The sequence below is a fragment of the Streptomyces sp. NPDC007917 genome (genome assembly GCF_042959105.1).
In the GTDB taxonomy this organism is placed as follows: domain Bacteria; phylum Actinomycetota; class Actinomycetes; order Streptomycetales; family Streptomycetaceae; genus Streptomyces.
In genome coordinates this window covers 163,313-178,898 of the sequence record NZ_JBIBKK010000012.1, presented here as the reverse complement: position 1 = coordinate 178,898, position 15,586 = coordinate 163,313, and the positions used below count along the sequence as shown (strand labels likewise).

Annotated in this window: 2 protein-coding genes; both read right to left on the bottom strand. The window is 76.1% G+C overall.

All coding sequences use genetic code 11. The features are described from left to right. Positions 1-28: 28 nt before the first annotated feature. The gene (locus ACFZDL_RS24955; RefSeq protein ID WP_353592714.1) at positions 29-6,712 is read right to left on the bottom strand and encodes an SDR family NAD(P)-dependent oxidoreductase; all 6,684 of its coding nucleotides are present in this window, start codon (positions 6,710-6,712) and stop codon (positions 29-31) included. A 14-nt stretch (positions 6,713-6,726) separates the two neighbouring features. After that, positions 6,727-15,387: a type I polyketide synthase gene (locus ACFZDL_RS24950; RefSeq protein WP_353592715.1), complete on the bottom strand. Its 8,661-nt coding sequence runs from the start codon at positions 15,385-15,387 to the stop codon at positions 6,727-6,729. Positions 15,388-15,586: the final 199 nt, after the last annotated feature.

Below are 15,586 nucleotides of genomic sequence, written 5' to 3'. Positions count from 1 at the left end.
GATTCTCGGCGTTCCTGGCAGACCGGGCTCATTGCACTCCGAGTTCCTTGTCGATGAAGTCCAGGACCTGGTCGGTCGTCGCGGCTTCGAGCCGTTCGGCCGCGGTGCCGCCGTTCCGGTGCGGGGCGTGCGCCGCCTTCCACGTGGCCAGCAGCGACTCCAGACGCGCCGTCACCGCGCCGGGGTCGGCCGCTGTGCTCGTACCGCCGTTCACCCCGGACGCGGTGAGGGCCGTCAGGGTCTCCTCCAGGCCCGTCAGCCGGCTGAGTACGGGCGCGTAGAGGTCCGGCGCCGTCGTCGCCCCCGCCTCGGGGGCGAGTTGGGCGCGCAGGTGCTCGGCCAGCGCCCCCGGCTCCGGGTAGTCGAAGATGACCGTGGCGGGCAGCCGCAGCCCGGTGGCGGCGGTGACGCGGTTGCGCAGCTCGACGGCGGTCAGCGAGTCGAACCCGAGCTCCTTGAACGCCGCGTCGGCCGGTACGGCCTCGGGGTCGGCGTGGCCGAGCACGGTGGCGGCGTGCCTGCGCACCAGGTCGGTGAGCAGGCGCCGCTGTTCGGCCGGGGCGAGGGCGCCCAGCCGGGCCGCCCAGTCCCCGGGCTCCTCGGCCGCCGCCGCGGTCGGCCGCGCCGCCGGGCCGGCCAGGCGGGCGCCCGCCTGGGCGTCCGCCGCCAGGGCGCGCAGCGGCGCGGGCAGGGCCGCGACGGGCTGCGCGGCCAGCGCCCGGGTGTCCAGGTTCCACGCGAGCAGCGCCGGCCGCCCGTGCCCGAGCGCCGCGTCGAACAGGTCCTGTCCCTGTTCGGTGCTGTTCGGGACGATGCCCTGCCGGGCGATGCGCGCCACATCGGCCTCGGTCAGCCCTCCGGTGAGCCCGCTCGCGGCGGACCACAGACCCCAGCTCACCGACACGCCCGGCAGCCCCTCGGCGTGCCGCCGCTCGACCAGGGCGTCGCAGTACGCGTTGGCGGCCGCGTAGTTGGCCTGCCCCGGGGTGCCCAGGGTGGACGCGAACGACGAGAACAGCACGAACATGGCCAGCGGCAGCCCGGCGGTCGCGCGGTGCAGACGGTCCGCCGCCGCGGCCTTGGCCGACCAGACCTCCGCCAGGCGCTCCTCGTCCTGCGAGGGCAGCATCGCGTCGGCCACCACGCCCGCGGCGTGGACGACGCCCGTGAGCGGATGCGCCGGGTCGACGCCCGCGACCGCCTCGTCCAGGGCGGTGGCGTCCCCGACGTCCACCGCGGCCACCCGCACCCGCGCGCCCAGTTCGGTGAGGCGGGCCGTCAGCTCCTCGGCGCCCGGGGCGCTCAGGCCGCGCCGGCTGAGCAGCAGCAGATGCCGTACCCCGTGCGAGCGCACCAGGTGTTCGGCGATCAGGCCGCCGAGGGTGCCGGTGCCGCCCGTGATCAGCACCGTGCCGTCCGGGTCCGGCGCCGGATCCACGTCAAGCACCAGTTTCCCGGTGTGCCGGGCCTGGCTGAGCCGCCGCAGCGCCTGCCTGGCCTGGCCGAGGCGCCACCCGGTGACGGGCAGGGGCGTGAACGCGCCGTCGGCGAACCGCTCGCCCAGGGCCGCCAGCAGCCGCCCGATGCGCTCCGGACCGGCGTCCGCGATCAGGTCGAACGCCCGGTAGGCGACCGAGTGTTCGTGGGCGACCTGATCGGGGTCGCGTACGTCCGTCTTGCCCATCTCGATCAGCCGCCCGCCGGGTGCGAGAAGCCTCAGCGAGGCGTCCGTGAACTCCCCGGCCAGGCTGTTGAGGACGACGTCGACGCCCCGGCCGCCGGTCGCCGACGAGAACGCCGCCTCGAAGCCCAGATCCCGCGAGGACGCCCGGTGGGCGGCGTCCACACCCATGCCCTCCAGCACCGGGTGCTTCGCCGGGCTCGCCGTCGCGAACACCTCCGCGCCCAGGTGCCGGGCGACCTGGACGGCGGCCATGCCCACGCCGCCGGCCGCACCGTGGACCACCACGGTCTCGCCGGAGCGCAGCCCGCCCAGCTCCACCAGGCCGTACCACGCGGTCAGGAACGCCACCGGGGCCGCCGCGGCCTCCCGGAAACTCCAGCCGTCCGGCACCGGGGCGACCATCCGGGCGTCCGCCACCGCCACCGGGCCGAACGCGTCGTCGAACAGGCCCATCACGCGGTCGCCGACGGCGATCCCGGCCACCCCCTCGGACACCTCCAGCACGACACCGGCGCCCTCGCTGCCGATCGACGCCGCCGCGTCCGGGTACATGTCCAGGGCGATCAGCGCATCGCGGAAGTTGAGCCCCGCGGCCCGTACGGCGATACGCACCTGGCCGGGCGCGAGGGGAGCCGAGGCCCGGGGGCTGGGCACCGCCGTGAGGTCGTCGGGGCCGGTCTTGCCGGCCACCACGCGCCACGCCCGCTCACCCGCCGGGGCCACCAGCTCCCGCTCGGCGTCCACCCGGGCCATCCGGGGCACCAACGCGCGCCCGCCACGCAGCGCGAGCTGCGGCTCGTCCGTACGCACCGCCTCCCGCAACGCGTCCCGCAATGCCTCCAGGCCGGTGTCGGCGTCGGCGTCGGTGTCGGTGTCGGTGTCGATGTCGATCAGGAGGAAACGCCCCGGGTGTTCCGTCTGGGCGCTGCGCACCAGCCCCCACACCGCGGCCGCCGCGGGGTCCACCCGCTCCGGGTCGCCGTCCCCGGTCCGCACCGCCGACCGGGTGACCACGGCGAGCCGCGCCCCCTCGACCCCGCTGCCGGCCAGCCACTCCTGGGCCAGCGCCAGCGTCCGCCGCGCGGCCGCCAAGCCGGTGTCCGCCTCCGCCGGGTCCGTACGCACCGGGGCGACGACGACATCCGGTGCGGTGGCTCCGCCGTCCACGGCGCGGAACAGCGCGTCGAGGTCGGGATAACGGTCGGCGCCGGCCAGGTCCGGGGCCTCGTCGCCCAGCACCGCGAGCGACGCGGGGGCCGTCCCGGACGCCGTCCCGCCCGCCGGGGCGGACAGCGGCGGCATCCATTCGACGGCGAACAGCCCGTGCGACCCCCGCACCCGGCTCGACGCGCGCAACTGCCGGACGCCCGTCTCACGGAGCGCGACCGCGTCCGCCGTCAGCACGGGGGCGCCCGTGGCGTCGGCCAGCAGCACCCGCAGCCCCTCCGGCCGCGGCGACAGCCGGACCCTGAGCCGGGTGGCGCCACCCGCCCACAGCCGCACCCCGCTCCAGGTGAACGGGAGCAGCACCGTCCCCGTCCCGGGCGCCGCGTCGACACCCGGCGCGGCGGCGAGCTGACCGGCCAGCAGTACGGGCTGCATCGCCGCGTCGAGCAGGGCGGGATGGATACCGAAGCCACCCGCCTGCTCCGCCGCCTCCTCGGGCAGCACCACCTCCGCCAGCGTGTCCTCGCCGTCGTGCCATACGTGGGCGAGGCCCCGGAAGAACGCGCCGTAGCCGTAACCAGCTGCCCCGGCCCGCTCGTAGAACCCCTCGATCGCCGCCGGCCGCGCCCCCGGCGGCGGCCACGCCCCGCCGAGACCGGGCGGCGGAACCGGCCCGGCCGCGCCGGGGAGCAGCGTGCCCGAGACATGGCAGACCCAGGTGTCCGGCGCCGCTGTGTCCTCCTCGGGCCGGGAGTAGACCCGCACCGGACGGCGCCCGTCGCCCTCGGCGGCGTCCACGACCACCTGGATCACCAGCCCGCCCGATGCGGGAAGCGCCACCGGGACCTGGAGCGCCAGCTCCTCGACACCGCCGCAGCCGGCCTCGTCGGCCGCCCGCAGCACCCATTCGACCAGCACCGCGCCGGGCAGCAACGGCAGGTCCGCGACCAGGTGTTCGGCCAGCCAGCCGCCCCGCGCCGCCTCCGGCAGCCGCCCGCTGAGCACCAGGCTCCCGTCGGCCAGGCGCACGGACACCGGGAGCAGCGCGTGTCCGACCGCGGTGAGCCCTGCGCCAGCGACATCGCCGGGACCGGAGCTCCCACCGGCCGGCAGCCAGTACCGCTCCCGCTGGAAGGCGTACACCGGAAGCGGCACCGCCGCGGGCGCGGGCCCCTCGGCGTACCAGCTCGCCCAGTCCACCGCCACGCCCGCGACATGCGCCTCGGCCAGCGCCCGGCACAGCCTCTCGGGGCCGCCCTCGTCCCGGCGGAGCGTGCCGATCGCCACGGCCGGGACGCCTGCCGCCTCGAAGCACTCCTGCAGGCCGAGCAGCAGCACGGGATGCGCGCTGACCTCGATGAACACCCGGTAGTCGGCGTCGAGCAGGGCCTGGACCGCCTCGGCGAAACGCACCGGCCGGCGCAGATTGGTGAACCAGTAGCCGGCGTCGAGACCGGAGGTGTCCATACGGGCGCCGGTCACGGTCGAGTAGAAGGCGGTGTCGGAGGAGGCGCCGGACACCCCGGCCAGCACCTCGGCCAGCTCGTCCGCGATGCCGTCCACCTGCGGGCCGTGCGAGGCGTAGTCCACGTCGATCGCGCGGGCCCGCAGCCCGTCGGCGCGCGCGGCGGCCACCAGCTTCTCGACCTGCTCGGGCGGCCCGGAGACCACCGTGGACGACGGGCCGTTGACCGCCGCGACCGCCACGTCCGGCGCGTGTGCGGCGGTCAGCCGCTCCGTCCCCTCGACACCGCAGCCCAGCGAGGCCATGGCGCCCTGCCCGGCCAGCGCCCGCAGCGCCCGCGCCCGCAGCGCCACCACACGGGCGCCGTCCTCCAGCGTCATCGCGCCCGCGACACAGGCCGCCGCGATCTCCCCCTGCGAGTGGCCGACCACGGCGGCCGGCCGTACGCCGTGCGCCTGCCACACCGCGGCCAGCGACACCATCACCGCCCACAACACCGGCTGCACCACATCGACCCGGCCGATGTCGGCCGCCCCCGGCGCGCCGCGCAGCACGTCGGTCAGCGACCAGTCGACATGCGCGGCCAGGGCCCGTTCGCACGCCGCGAGGCGCGCCGCGAAGACGGGGGAGGTGTCCAGCAGTTCCACGCCCATGCCGAGCCACTGCGACCCCTGCCCGGGGAACACCATGACCGGGCCCGCGCCCACGTCCGCCGCCACCCCGCGCACCACCGCGGGGCCCGGCTCGTCGGCCGCGAGACCGTCGAGCGCGGCGAGGAGGTCCGACCGCTCGCGGCCCACCACGACGGCCCGGTGCTCGAACGCCGAGCGGCGCGTCGCCAGCGACCAGCCCACGTCCGCGGCGCCACTCGCCGCACCGTCCGCCGTCAGAAAGGCGCCCAGCCGCGCGGCCTGGTCCCGCAGCGCCGCCTCGGTACGCCCCGAGACGGGCCAGGGCACCACGCCGTGGCGGCCGCCGTCCGCGGTGCCGGACGGGGCCGGTTCGGGCTGGTCCGGGGCCTGTTCGAGGATCACATGGGCATTGGTGCCGGACACGCCGAACGACGACACCGCCGCCCGGCGCGGCCGGTCGGTCACCGGCCAGTCGTGCGGGTCCGTCAGCAGCCGCACCGTGCCGGAGCTCCAGTCCACGTGGCGGGTCGGCTCGTCGATGTGCAGGGTCCTGGCCAGCTTGCCGTCCCGCAGCGCCATCACGGTGTTGATCGCGCCCGCGACCCCGGCCGCCGCGTGCGTATGGCCGATGTTCGACTTGATCGAGCCGAGGTACAGCGGCCGTTCCGCCGGGCGGTCCGCCCCGTACGTGGCGATCAGCGCCTCCGCCTCGATGGGGTCGCCCAGCCGGGTGCCCGTCCCGTGCGCCTCGACCATGTCCACGTCCGCGCCGGACAGCCCGGCCCTCGCCAGCGCGTCGCGGATCACGTTCTCCTGGGCGACGTCGTTGGGCGCGGTCAGCCCGTTGCTCGCGCCGTCCTGGTTGATGGCCGAGCCCCGCAGGACGGCCAGCACCTCGTGGCCGTTGCGCTGCGCGTCGGACAGCCGCTCCAGCAGCAGCAGGCCGGCCCCCTCCGAGAAACCGGTGCCGTCTGCGGCGGCGGCGAACGGCTTGCACCGGGCGTCGGGTGTGAGCGCCCGCTGCCGGCAGAACTCGGTGAACATCAGCGGCGTGGACAGCACCGTGACGCCGCCCGCCAGCGCCAGGGAGCACTCGCCCTGCCGCAGCGCCTGCCCCGCCAGATGGATGGCCACCATCGACGACGAGCACGCGGTGTCCACGGTGACCGCGGGGCCCTCGAAGCCGAAGGTGTACGCGACGCGGCCGGAGATGACGCTGGTCAGGCTGCCGGTGGTGGCGTAGCCCTCGAAGCCCTCCGGGATCCGCGGCAGTCCGGAGATGTAGTCCTCGCTGGACACCCCCACATACACACCGGTCCGGCTGGCGCGCAGCGCGCCGGGCACCACCCCGGCGGACTCCAGCGCCTCCCACGACAGCTCCAGGAGCAGCCGCTGCTGCGGGTCCATCGCCAGCGCCTCGCGCGGGCTGATGCCGAAGAACCCCGCGTCGAACCGGTCGACGTCGTACAGGAAGCCGCCCTGCCTCACATAGCTGGTGCCGAAGTGCGCCGGATCCGGGTGGAAGAGGCCGTCCAGGTCCCAGCCCCGGTCGGTGGGGAAGTCACCGATCGCGTCGCCGCCCGACAGGACGAGCCGGCGCAGGTCTTCGGGGGACCGCACCCCGCCGGGGAAACGGCAGGCCATGCCGACCACCGCGACCGGCTCCTGCTCACCCTCCTCCAGCTCCCGCAGCCGGGTCCTGGCGTCGTGCAGCTCGGTGGTGACCCGGCGCAGGTACTCGACCAGTTTCTCCTCGCTGACCATGTCGTCACCTGCCTTCAGTTGGAGGGGCGCGGACGCGCCTCGGAGAGCACGCCGAGCTCGTTGTCGATGAAGTCGAGGATTTCGTCGGCCGTGGCCGACGCGAGCTTGTCCGCCGCGTCGAGCGCCGGGCCGTTGCTGTTGTTCCCAGCGTTCTTTGTGGCGTTGTCCGCACCGTCGGCGTTGTTCGCACCGTCGGTGTTGTTCGTGCCGTCGGGCGCGAGCTGCTGCTCGATCCGGCGGGCCAGCGCCTCCGGCGTCGGATGGCGGAAGACGACGGCGGCGGGCAGCCGCAGCCCGCCGGCCGCCACCAGCCGGTCGCGCAGCTCGACGGCGGTCACCGAGTCGAAGCCCAGCTCCTTGAACGAGGCGTCGGCCCGTACGGCCTTGGGGTCGGGCTGCCCGAGCACGGCGGCGGCGTGATCGCGCACCAGCTCCAGGACGGCGCGGCGCCGTTCGGTCGGCCCGAGGCCCACCAGCCGGCTCGCCCAGTCGGTGGCGCGGCCGGGCGCGGCGGCGGCCACCGGCCGGACCGGCGCCCGGCCGGCCGACCCCGCGACGAGCGCGCGCAGCGCGGCCGGCAGCTCATGGACCGGGTGGGCGGTCAGGGCCCGGGTACGGATGTCGGCCGCCACCAGCCCCGGTCCGTCGGCGCGGCAGGCGGCGCGCAGCAGTGCGAACCCGCGGTCCGCGCCGAGGACCCCCGTCCAGCGCCCGCCGTCGTCGCCGTCGTCGTCGCCGCCGTCGGCATCGGCTGCGGCATCGGCTGCGGCCCAGGGCCCGAACGCCACCGCGAGGCCCGGCAGTCCGGCCCGGCGCCGTACGTCCATCACGGCCTCGCAGAACGCACCGGCCGCGGCCCTTTCGGGGGCGACCGGGCCGTCCCAGGCCGTGGCGGCGTCGGAGAGCGTCACGAACCGGACGGACGGCAGCCCGGCGGTGGCATGGTGCAGCGCCCGCACCGCCCCGGCCGCCACGGCCCACCCCCGCGCCGCGCCACGTGTCTCGATGTCGGCGGACAGCCCCGCGACATGGATGACGCCGGTCAGCGGATGGGCCGGATCGACCTGCGCCACGACCTGTTCGAGCGCGGCGGTGTCGCCAGGATCGACCATGACCACGCGTACGTGGGCGTCTTGCGTGCCGTACGCGTCGTCGGTGTCGTCCGTGCCGCCGAACCGTACGAGCAGCAGGTGGCGGACGCCCTCCGCGCGCACCAGCTGCTCGACGACCGCACCGGCGAGCGGGCCCCCGGCGTCCGTGACCAGGATCGTGCCCTCCGGGTCGAACGCCACGCCGCCCGAAGCGGCGGCGAAACGCGCCAGGCGTGGCGCGAGCAGCGTGTCTCCGCGCACCGCGACTGTCGGCTCACCGAGCGCGGCCGCCCGAGCCCCCACCGTGCCGACGTCGGTGCCGATGTCGGTGTCCGTGTCCACATCGACGAGGACGAAGCGGCCGGGGTGTTCCGCCTGGACACCACGCACATAGCCCCAGGCAGCCGCCGCGGCCGTGTCCACCGGCTCGCCCTCGGCGCCGCCCGCCGCGACCGCACACCCAGTGACCACCGCGAGACGGCTGCCCGCCAGCCGCGGTTCGCCGATCCAGGTGCGCAGCGCCGCCGCCACGCCCCGTACGGCGAACAGGGCGGCGTCCTCCGGCGCGGCGCCGGGGTCGGCGGTCGGTGGCCGCCACACCACCACGGAGGGCGCGGGCACGCCCGCGTCCAGGGCGGCCAGCAGCGCCGGGAGGTCCGCATACGTGTCCCGGCACCCGTCCGCGCCCGGCTCCGTCGGCGCCTCGCCCAGCACGGCCACACACCCGGCGTCGTCCTCGGTGCCGGACGGCTCCCGAGGCGTCACAGGAGTCCAGTCGAGGACGAAGAGACCACCCGCCGCGGCCCCGCTCGCCCCGCGCACCTGCCGTACGGTGCGCGGGCGCAGCACCACCGACGCCACGCTCAGCACGGGGGCCCCGGCCGGGTCGGACACCTCGATCCGCACCTCGCGATCGTCCCCGCCGTCCCCGTCCAGCGGCGTCAGCCGGACCCGCGCGGCGCGCGCCCCGGTCGCCCACAGACGGACGCCGCTCCACGCGAACGGCAGCCACAACCGGGCCTCCGGCCCCTCTCCCTCGCCCCCCGCGTCGTCCGGCTCGGTCAGCAGGGCGGGCTGCAACGCGGCGTCCAGCAGGACCGGGTGCAGACCGAATCCGGCCGAACCGCCGCCGTCTTCGCCACCCACGTCACCGGCCTCCTCGGGCAGCACCAGGTCGGCGACCAGCTCGGTCCCGTCCCGCCACAGCGCCGCCACTCCCCGCAGCGCGGGCCCGTAGCCGTAGCCGCGCCGCTCGGCCCGCTCGTACAGCCCGGCCGGCTCCAGCGCCTCGGCGCCCGCCGGCGGCCAGGGGGCGACCGGCGCCCCGGTGTCCGCCGGAGCGGGCGGGCCGCCCGGGACCAGCGACCCGACCGCGTGACACGTCCACCCCCCGCCCGCGGTGGCCTCGGCTGGCCGGGAGGAGATCCGCAGCTCACGGCGGCCCGACCCGTCCGGGGCCCCGACCGCGACCTGCGCCAGCACACCTCCGGGCGCTCCGGGCGCTCCGGGCGCACCGGATGCCCCGGGCAGCTCCAGCGGAGCGCGCAGCAGCAGTTCCTCCAGCGACGCCCCGCCCGCCTCGTCGGCGGCCAGCAGCGCCCAGTCCACCAGGACCGCGCCGGGCACCAACCGGACGCCCGCCACGGTGTGCGCGCCCAGCCAGGCCGCGTCGCCGGGGAGCCGGCCGCTGAGCACCAGGCCGCCGTCGGCCAGTTCGACCGCCGAGGACAGCAGGGCGTGCCCGGCCGGCCGGGTTCCGGCTCCGGCCGCACGCCCCTCGCGGCGGCCCTGGTCAGGCGCCAGCCAGTACCGCCGCCGCTGGAACGGGTAGGTGGGCAGCTCGACCGTACGCGGCCGGTGGCCCTCGTCGCCCCTGCCGCCCTCGTCGCCCGCGAACCAGCGGCTCCAGTCGACCGCGAGCCCCGCGGCGAAGCCGTCCCCCAGGGCGCGCGCCACTTGATCCGGGCCGCCCTGGTCCCGGCGCAGCGTCGGCACGGTGGCCGCCGCCACATCGGCCGCCTCGAAGCACTCCCGCAGCGCGGGGATCAGCACCGGGTGCGGGCTGACCTCGATGAACACGCGGTGTCCGGCGGCCAGCAGGGTGTCGATCACCGGGGCGAACCGGACCGGCCGGCGCAGATTGGTGAACCAGTAGTCGGCGTCCAGCTCCTCCGTCGCCTGCCGGGCGCCGGTGACGGAGGAGTAGAACACCGCGCCCGATCCACCGGGGGCGAGGTCCGCCAAGTCGGCGCGGATGGTGTCCGCGAGCCGGTCGACCTGCGGGCCGTGCGAGGCGTAGTCCACGTCGATCGCGCGGGCCCGGTGGCCCGCCGCCTCACACGCCGCCACCACCGCGGTGACCTGGTCGGTCGGCCCCGACACCACCGTGGAGAACGGCCCGTTGAACACCGCCACCGTCACCCGCGCGGCCGCCGCGCCCAGGTCCGCGAGGAAGCGCTCGGCCTCCTCGCCGCTCAGCGCGAGCGAGGCCATGGTGCCGTGGCCGGCGAGGGCGCGCAGGGCCCGGGAGCGCAGCGCCACGACCCTGGCGCCGTCCCGGAGCGAGAGGCCCCCGGCGACGCATGCGGCGGCGATCTCGCCCTGTGAGTGTCCGACGACCGCGGTGGGCTTCACCCCGAAGCTCTCCCAGACGGCGGCGAGCGACACCATCACCGCCCACAGACACGGCTGGAGTACATCGACCCGGGAGGGCTCGGGCGCGCCCGGCGCGCCGCGCAGCACGGCGGTGAGGGACCAGTCGACGAACTCGCCGAGCGCGGCCTCGCACGCGGCGACGCGGGCCGCGAAGGCGGGGGAGGAGTCCAGCAGTTCCACGCCCATGCCACGCCACTGCGACCCCTGCCCGGGGAACACCATGACCGGGCCGGGGGCGGACCCCGCCGGGACGGCGGCGGGCGCGGGGCCGTCCGCCACCGCGCGCAGCCCGGACAGCAGCTCGTCCCGGTCCGTACCGCTGACCACGGCCCGGTGGCGGTGCGCCGACCGCGTGGTGACCAGCGACCACCCCACGTCCGCCGGGGAGGGCGGGGCTTTGGCGGTGACCCACTCGGCCAGGCGCCCGGCCTGGGCACGCAGCGCGTCGGCGGTACGGGCCGACAGCACCCAGGGCACCACGCCGCCCGCGGCGGTGGCGGGCTCCGGTTCGGGCTGGTCGGGTGCTTGTTCGAGGATGAGGTGGGCGTTGGTGCCGGAGATGCCGAAGGAGGAGACGGCGGCGCGGCGGGGCCGGTCGGCCCCGGGCCAGTCGACGGGCTCGGTGAGGAGCCTGACCGTGCCGCCGGACCAGTCGATGTGCGGGCTGGGGGCGTCGATGTGGAGGCTGGCCGGGAGGCGGCCGTGGCGCAGGGCCATGACCATCTTGATGACGCCCGCGGCACCGGCGGCGGCCTGGGTGTGGCCGATGTTCGACTTGATGGACCCCAGCCACAGTGGCCGGTCGTCGGGGCGGTGCCCGCCGTAGGTGGCCAGGAGGGCCTGGGCCTCGATGGGGTCGCCCAGCGTCGTCCCGGTGCCGTGGGCCTCGACCGCGTCCACGTCCGCGGGGCCGAGGCGGGCGTTGGCCAGGGCCTGGCGGATGACGCGCTGCTGGGAGGGGCCGTTGGGGGCGGACAGGCCGTTGCTCGCGCCGTCCTGGTTGACCGCCGAGCCGCGGATCACGGCGAGCACCTGGTGGCCGTTGCGGCGCGCGTCGGACAGGCGTTCGAGCAGAACGAGCCCGGCGCCCTCGCTCCATCCCGTGCCGTCGGCGGCGGCCGCGAACGGCTTGCACCGCCCGTCCGGGGCCAGGCCGCGCTGCCGGGAGAACGAAGTGAACATGCCCGGCGTGGCCATCACCGTCACACCGCCCGCGAGCGCCAGATCGCATTCGCCCTGCCGCAGCGCCTGCGCGGCCAGGTGCATCGCCACCAGCGACGACGAACACGCCGTGTCCACGGTGAGCGCCGGTCCCTCCAGGCCGAGGGTGTAGGCCACCCGGCCGGACGCCACGCTCGGCGTGGAACCGGTCAGCAGATGTCCGTCGAGCTCGGCGGCGGCCTCGTGCAGCCTCGGCCCGTAGTCCGCCGCCGTCGCGCCCACGAAGACGCCGGTCGCGCTGCCGGCCAGCGAGGCCGGCGGGATCTGGGCCCGTTCCAGCAACTCCCAGGAGAGTTCGAGCAGAAGGCGCTGCTGCGGATCCATGGCCAGCGCCTCACGCGGGCTGATCCCGAAGAACTCCGCGTCGAAGTCCCCCGCGTCGTACACAAAACCGCCCCGGCCCGTCGCGCTGCCGCCGCTCCCGTCCGGTGCCCGGCCGAACAGTTCGGCCAGATCCCAGCCCCGGTCGCCGGGGAACTCGCCCACGGCGTCCACGCCTTCGTCCACCAGGCGCCACAGCGCCTCGCCGGAGTCGGCCCCGCCCGGGTAGCGGCAGCTGACGGCCACCACGGCGACCGGGTCATCGGCCGTGGCCGCCCCGACCGCCGCCGTCGGGGCGGTGGCCGGCTGCTCCTCGTGCGCCGCGCGCAGCCACGCCGCCACGGCGTTCGGCGTCGGATGGTCGAAGGTGAGGGTGGCGGGCAGTGCGGTGTCCGTGGCCGCGCCGAGGCGTTCGCTCAGCTCCGTCGCGGCCAGCGAGTCGAAGCCGAGCTGTTTGAAGGTCAGGGCCGGGTCGATGCCGTCGGGGCTGTCGTGCCCCAGGACGAGGGCGGCGTGGGTACGGACGAGCGCCAGCAGTTCGCCCACGGAGGCCGTGGCCGCGCGATCGACGGGCGGCGCAGCATCGGCCCGCGGCGCGGCATCGGCCCGCGGCGACGCCTCGGCCGGCGGCGCGACCGGTGAGATCCGGGTACGCCCCGCCCCTCGCCCGTCCAGCCCGTCGGGCCAGTGGCGTTCGCGCTGGAAGGCGTACGTCGGCAGGGGTACCCGCCGGGGCTCGTGGCCCGCGAAGGCGGCCGCCCAGTCGACGGCCGCGCCCCGTACGTGTGCCTGGGCCATCGCCGACACGAAGCTGTGCGCCTCCGGCCGGCCGCGGCGCTGCACCGCGACCGCCGTCGGACGAGGCGCGTCCCCGGCCCATGCGGCGGCGCTCTCCCGCGCCATGCCGGTCAACGAGGCGTCGGGGCCGAGTTCGAGGAAGGTGTCGACCCCCGCGTCGCACAGGTGCCGCACACCGGCGTCGAACCGTACGGCCTGCCGCGCGTGGTCGGCCCAGTAGTCGGGGGAGCGCAACTGGGCCTCGGTGGCCGGCCCGCCGGTCACATTGGAGACGACGGGGATGGCGGGCGCGGCGAACGTCAGCCCGGCCGCGACCGCGCGCAGCTCGCCGAGGATGCCGTCCAGGTGCGGGGAGTGGAAGGCGTGGCTGACCTTCAGCACGGTGGCCTTGCGGCCCCGCGCCCGCCAGCCGGCGGTCGCCTCCGCCACGGCCTCGCGGTCACCGGAGATCACCACGGAGGCGGGTGCGTTGACGGCCGCGAGGCCCACCCGCCCGCCGTGCGCCTCCAGCGCCTGCTCGGCCTCCTCGGCGGTGGCCTGCCAGGCGGCCATCGCCCCGGGGGTGGTGATGGACTGCATGAGGCGGCCCCGGGCCGCCACCAGCGTGCAGGCGTCGGGCAGCGACAGCACCCCGGCCACATGCGCGGCCGTGATCTCGCCGACCGAGTGGCCCATCAGGTGGTCGGGGGTCAGGCCCCAGGACGTCACCAGGCGGTAGAGGGCCACCTCGACGGCGAACAGCGCGGGCTGGGTGTACGCCGTCCGGTTCAGCGGCGGCTCACCGTCCGCGGGAGCCTCGGCGAACATGAGGTCCAGCAGCGGGGTGTCGGTGTCGAGCAAGGGGTCCAGGTGCCCGCACACCTCACGCAGCGCGTCGGCGAAGACGGGGTACGCCGTGTACAGCTCGCGGCCCATGCCGGGGCGCTGGCTGCCCTGGCCGCTGAACAGGAACGCGACCCGGCCCCCGCCCGCGCGGCCGCGGATCACCCCCGACGTCTGTGTCCCGGACGCCAACGCGTCCAGAGTGCCGTGCAGTTCGGCCACCCCCGTGCCCAGGACGACGGCTCGGTGGGGGAACGCCGTCCGGGTCGTGGCGAGCGCGTGGCCGACGTCCACCGGGTGGAGTCCGGGGTGTGCGCGCAGGTGTTCGCACAGCGCGGCGGCCTGGGCCGCGAGCGCCGTCGGGCTCGCCGCGGAGACGACCCACGGCGTGACCGGCGGGACGGTGCGCTTCGGCACGTCCCCGGGCGGCGTGGGCCGGTCCGACGGTGTGGCGGCGGCGGGCGGTTCGGCCAGGACGACATGGCAGTTGGTGCCGCCCATGCCGAAGGAGCTGACCCCGGCCGTGAGCCGCCGCCGCTCGTCGGGCCACGGCTCGAACGCGGTCTGGACGCGCAGCCCGAGCTCGGCCAGCGGGATGGCGGGGTTGGGGGTGGCGAAGTTGAGACTCGGCGGGAGCCGCCGGTGGTGGATGCTCAGGGCCGTCTTGAGCAGGCCCGCGATCCCGGCGGCGGCCTCCAGGTGGCCCACGTTGGTCTTGACCGAGCCGACCCGCAGGGGGGCGGCCCGACGCTGGTCCTGGTGGTGCCCGCCGAGCGCGGCGCCGAGGGCCGCGGCCTCGGTCGGATCGCCGACCGGTGTGCCGGTGCCGTGCAGTTCGACGTACTGGAGTTCGGCGGGCGACACCGCGGCCCGCCGCCACGCCTGCCGCACCACATCCGTCTGGGCCTCGGCGCTCGGCCGGGTCAGGCCGTCGGTGGCGCCGTCGTTGTTGACCGCGCTGCCCTCGATCACGCAGTACACCGGGTCGCCGTCGTCGACGGCCGCGGCCAGCGGCTTGAGCAGCACCATTCCGCCGCCCTCGCCGCGTACGAAGCCGTTGGCGCGCGCGTCGAAGGTGTAGCACCGGCCGTCCGGCGACAGGCCCTGGAACTGGGCCTTCGCCATCCGCATGCTCTCCTCGGCCAGGATCAGGTTCACCCCGCCCGCGAGCGCCAGATCCGCCTCCCTGCGGCGCAGACTCTCGCAGGCCAGGTGTACGGCGACGAGCCCGGAGGACTGCGCCGCGTCCACCGTGAGGCTCGGGCCGCGCAGGCCCAGGAGGTGGGATATCCGGTTGGCGATGATGCCGCGGTGCAGGCCCGCCATCGTGTGCCGGGTGATGGCGATGTCGCTGGGCCCGTGCCGGTGGAGGAGCGTGGCGTAGTCGTCCCAGATCGCGCCGGTGAACACCGCGGTCCGGCACCCCGCAAGGTTCCCGGGGCCGAGCCCCGCGTCCTCCATGGCCTCCCAGGCCAGTTCGAGCATCAGCCGCTGCTGCGGATCCATCGCCGTGGCCTCGCGCGGCGAGATGCCGAAGAATCCGGCGTCGAAGGTGTCGATGTGCTCCAGTAGCCCGGCGAAGTACGGCGCGGAACCGGGCTCGGCGGACAGGCGGTCGTCCGGGACCGGGACGACGGCGTTCTCGCCCGCGCGCAGCAGGCGCCAGAACGCCTCGGGATCGGGTGCGCCGGGCAGCCGGCAGGCCAGCCCCACGATCGCGACGGGAGACGCCGCCTGCTGCGCGTGGCTCGGGCTGCTCCCGGCCATGACACCCCCATACCTGAATCGCGAAACCGCTGGCTATGGCTTACGAGATGCCCCGAACAGCGCTCATTCTCCGAATGTTTTCTAAAGTTGATCTAACCGGGAATGTCTGGGGAGCTCCTTGTATACGCCGGGCGAAACTTGACCCGCTGATGCTTCGGATCAGAGCGGTGACCTGCGTGGGGCCGCCACCGAAACGGCA

Coding starts and splice junctions, on each gene's coding strand:
- ACFZDL_RS24955 (WP_353592714.1), bottom strand. CDS start 6,712: ATGGTCAGCGAGGAGAAACTGGTCGAGTACCTGCGCCGGGTCACCACC.
- ACFZDL_RS24950 (WP_353592715.1), bottom strand. CDS start 15,387: ATGGCCGGGAGCAGCCCGAGCCACGCGCAGCAGGCGGCGTCTCCCGTC.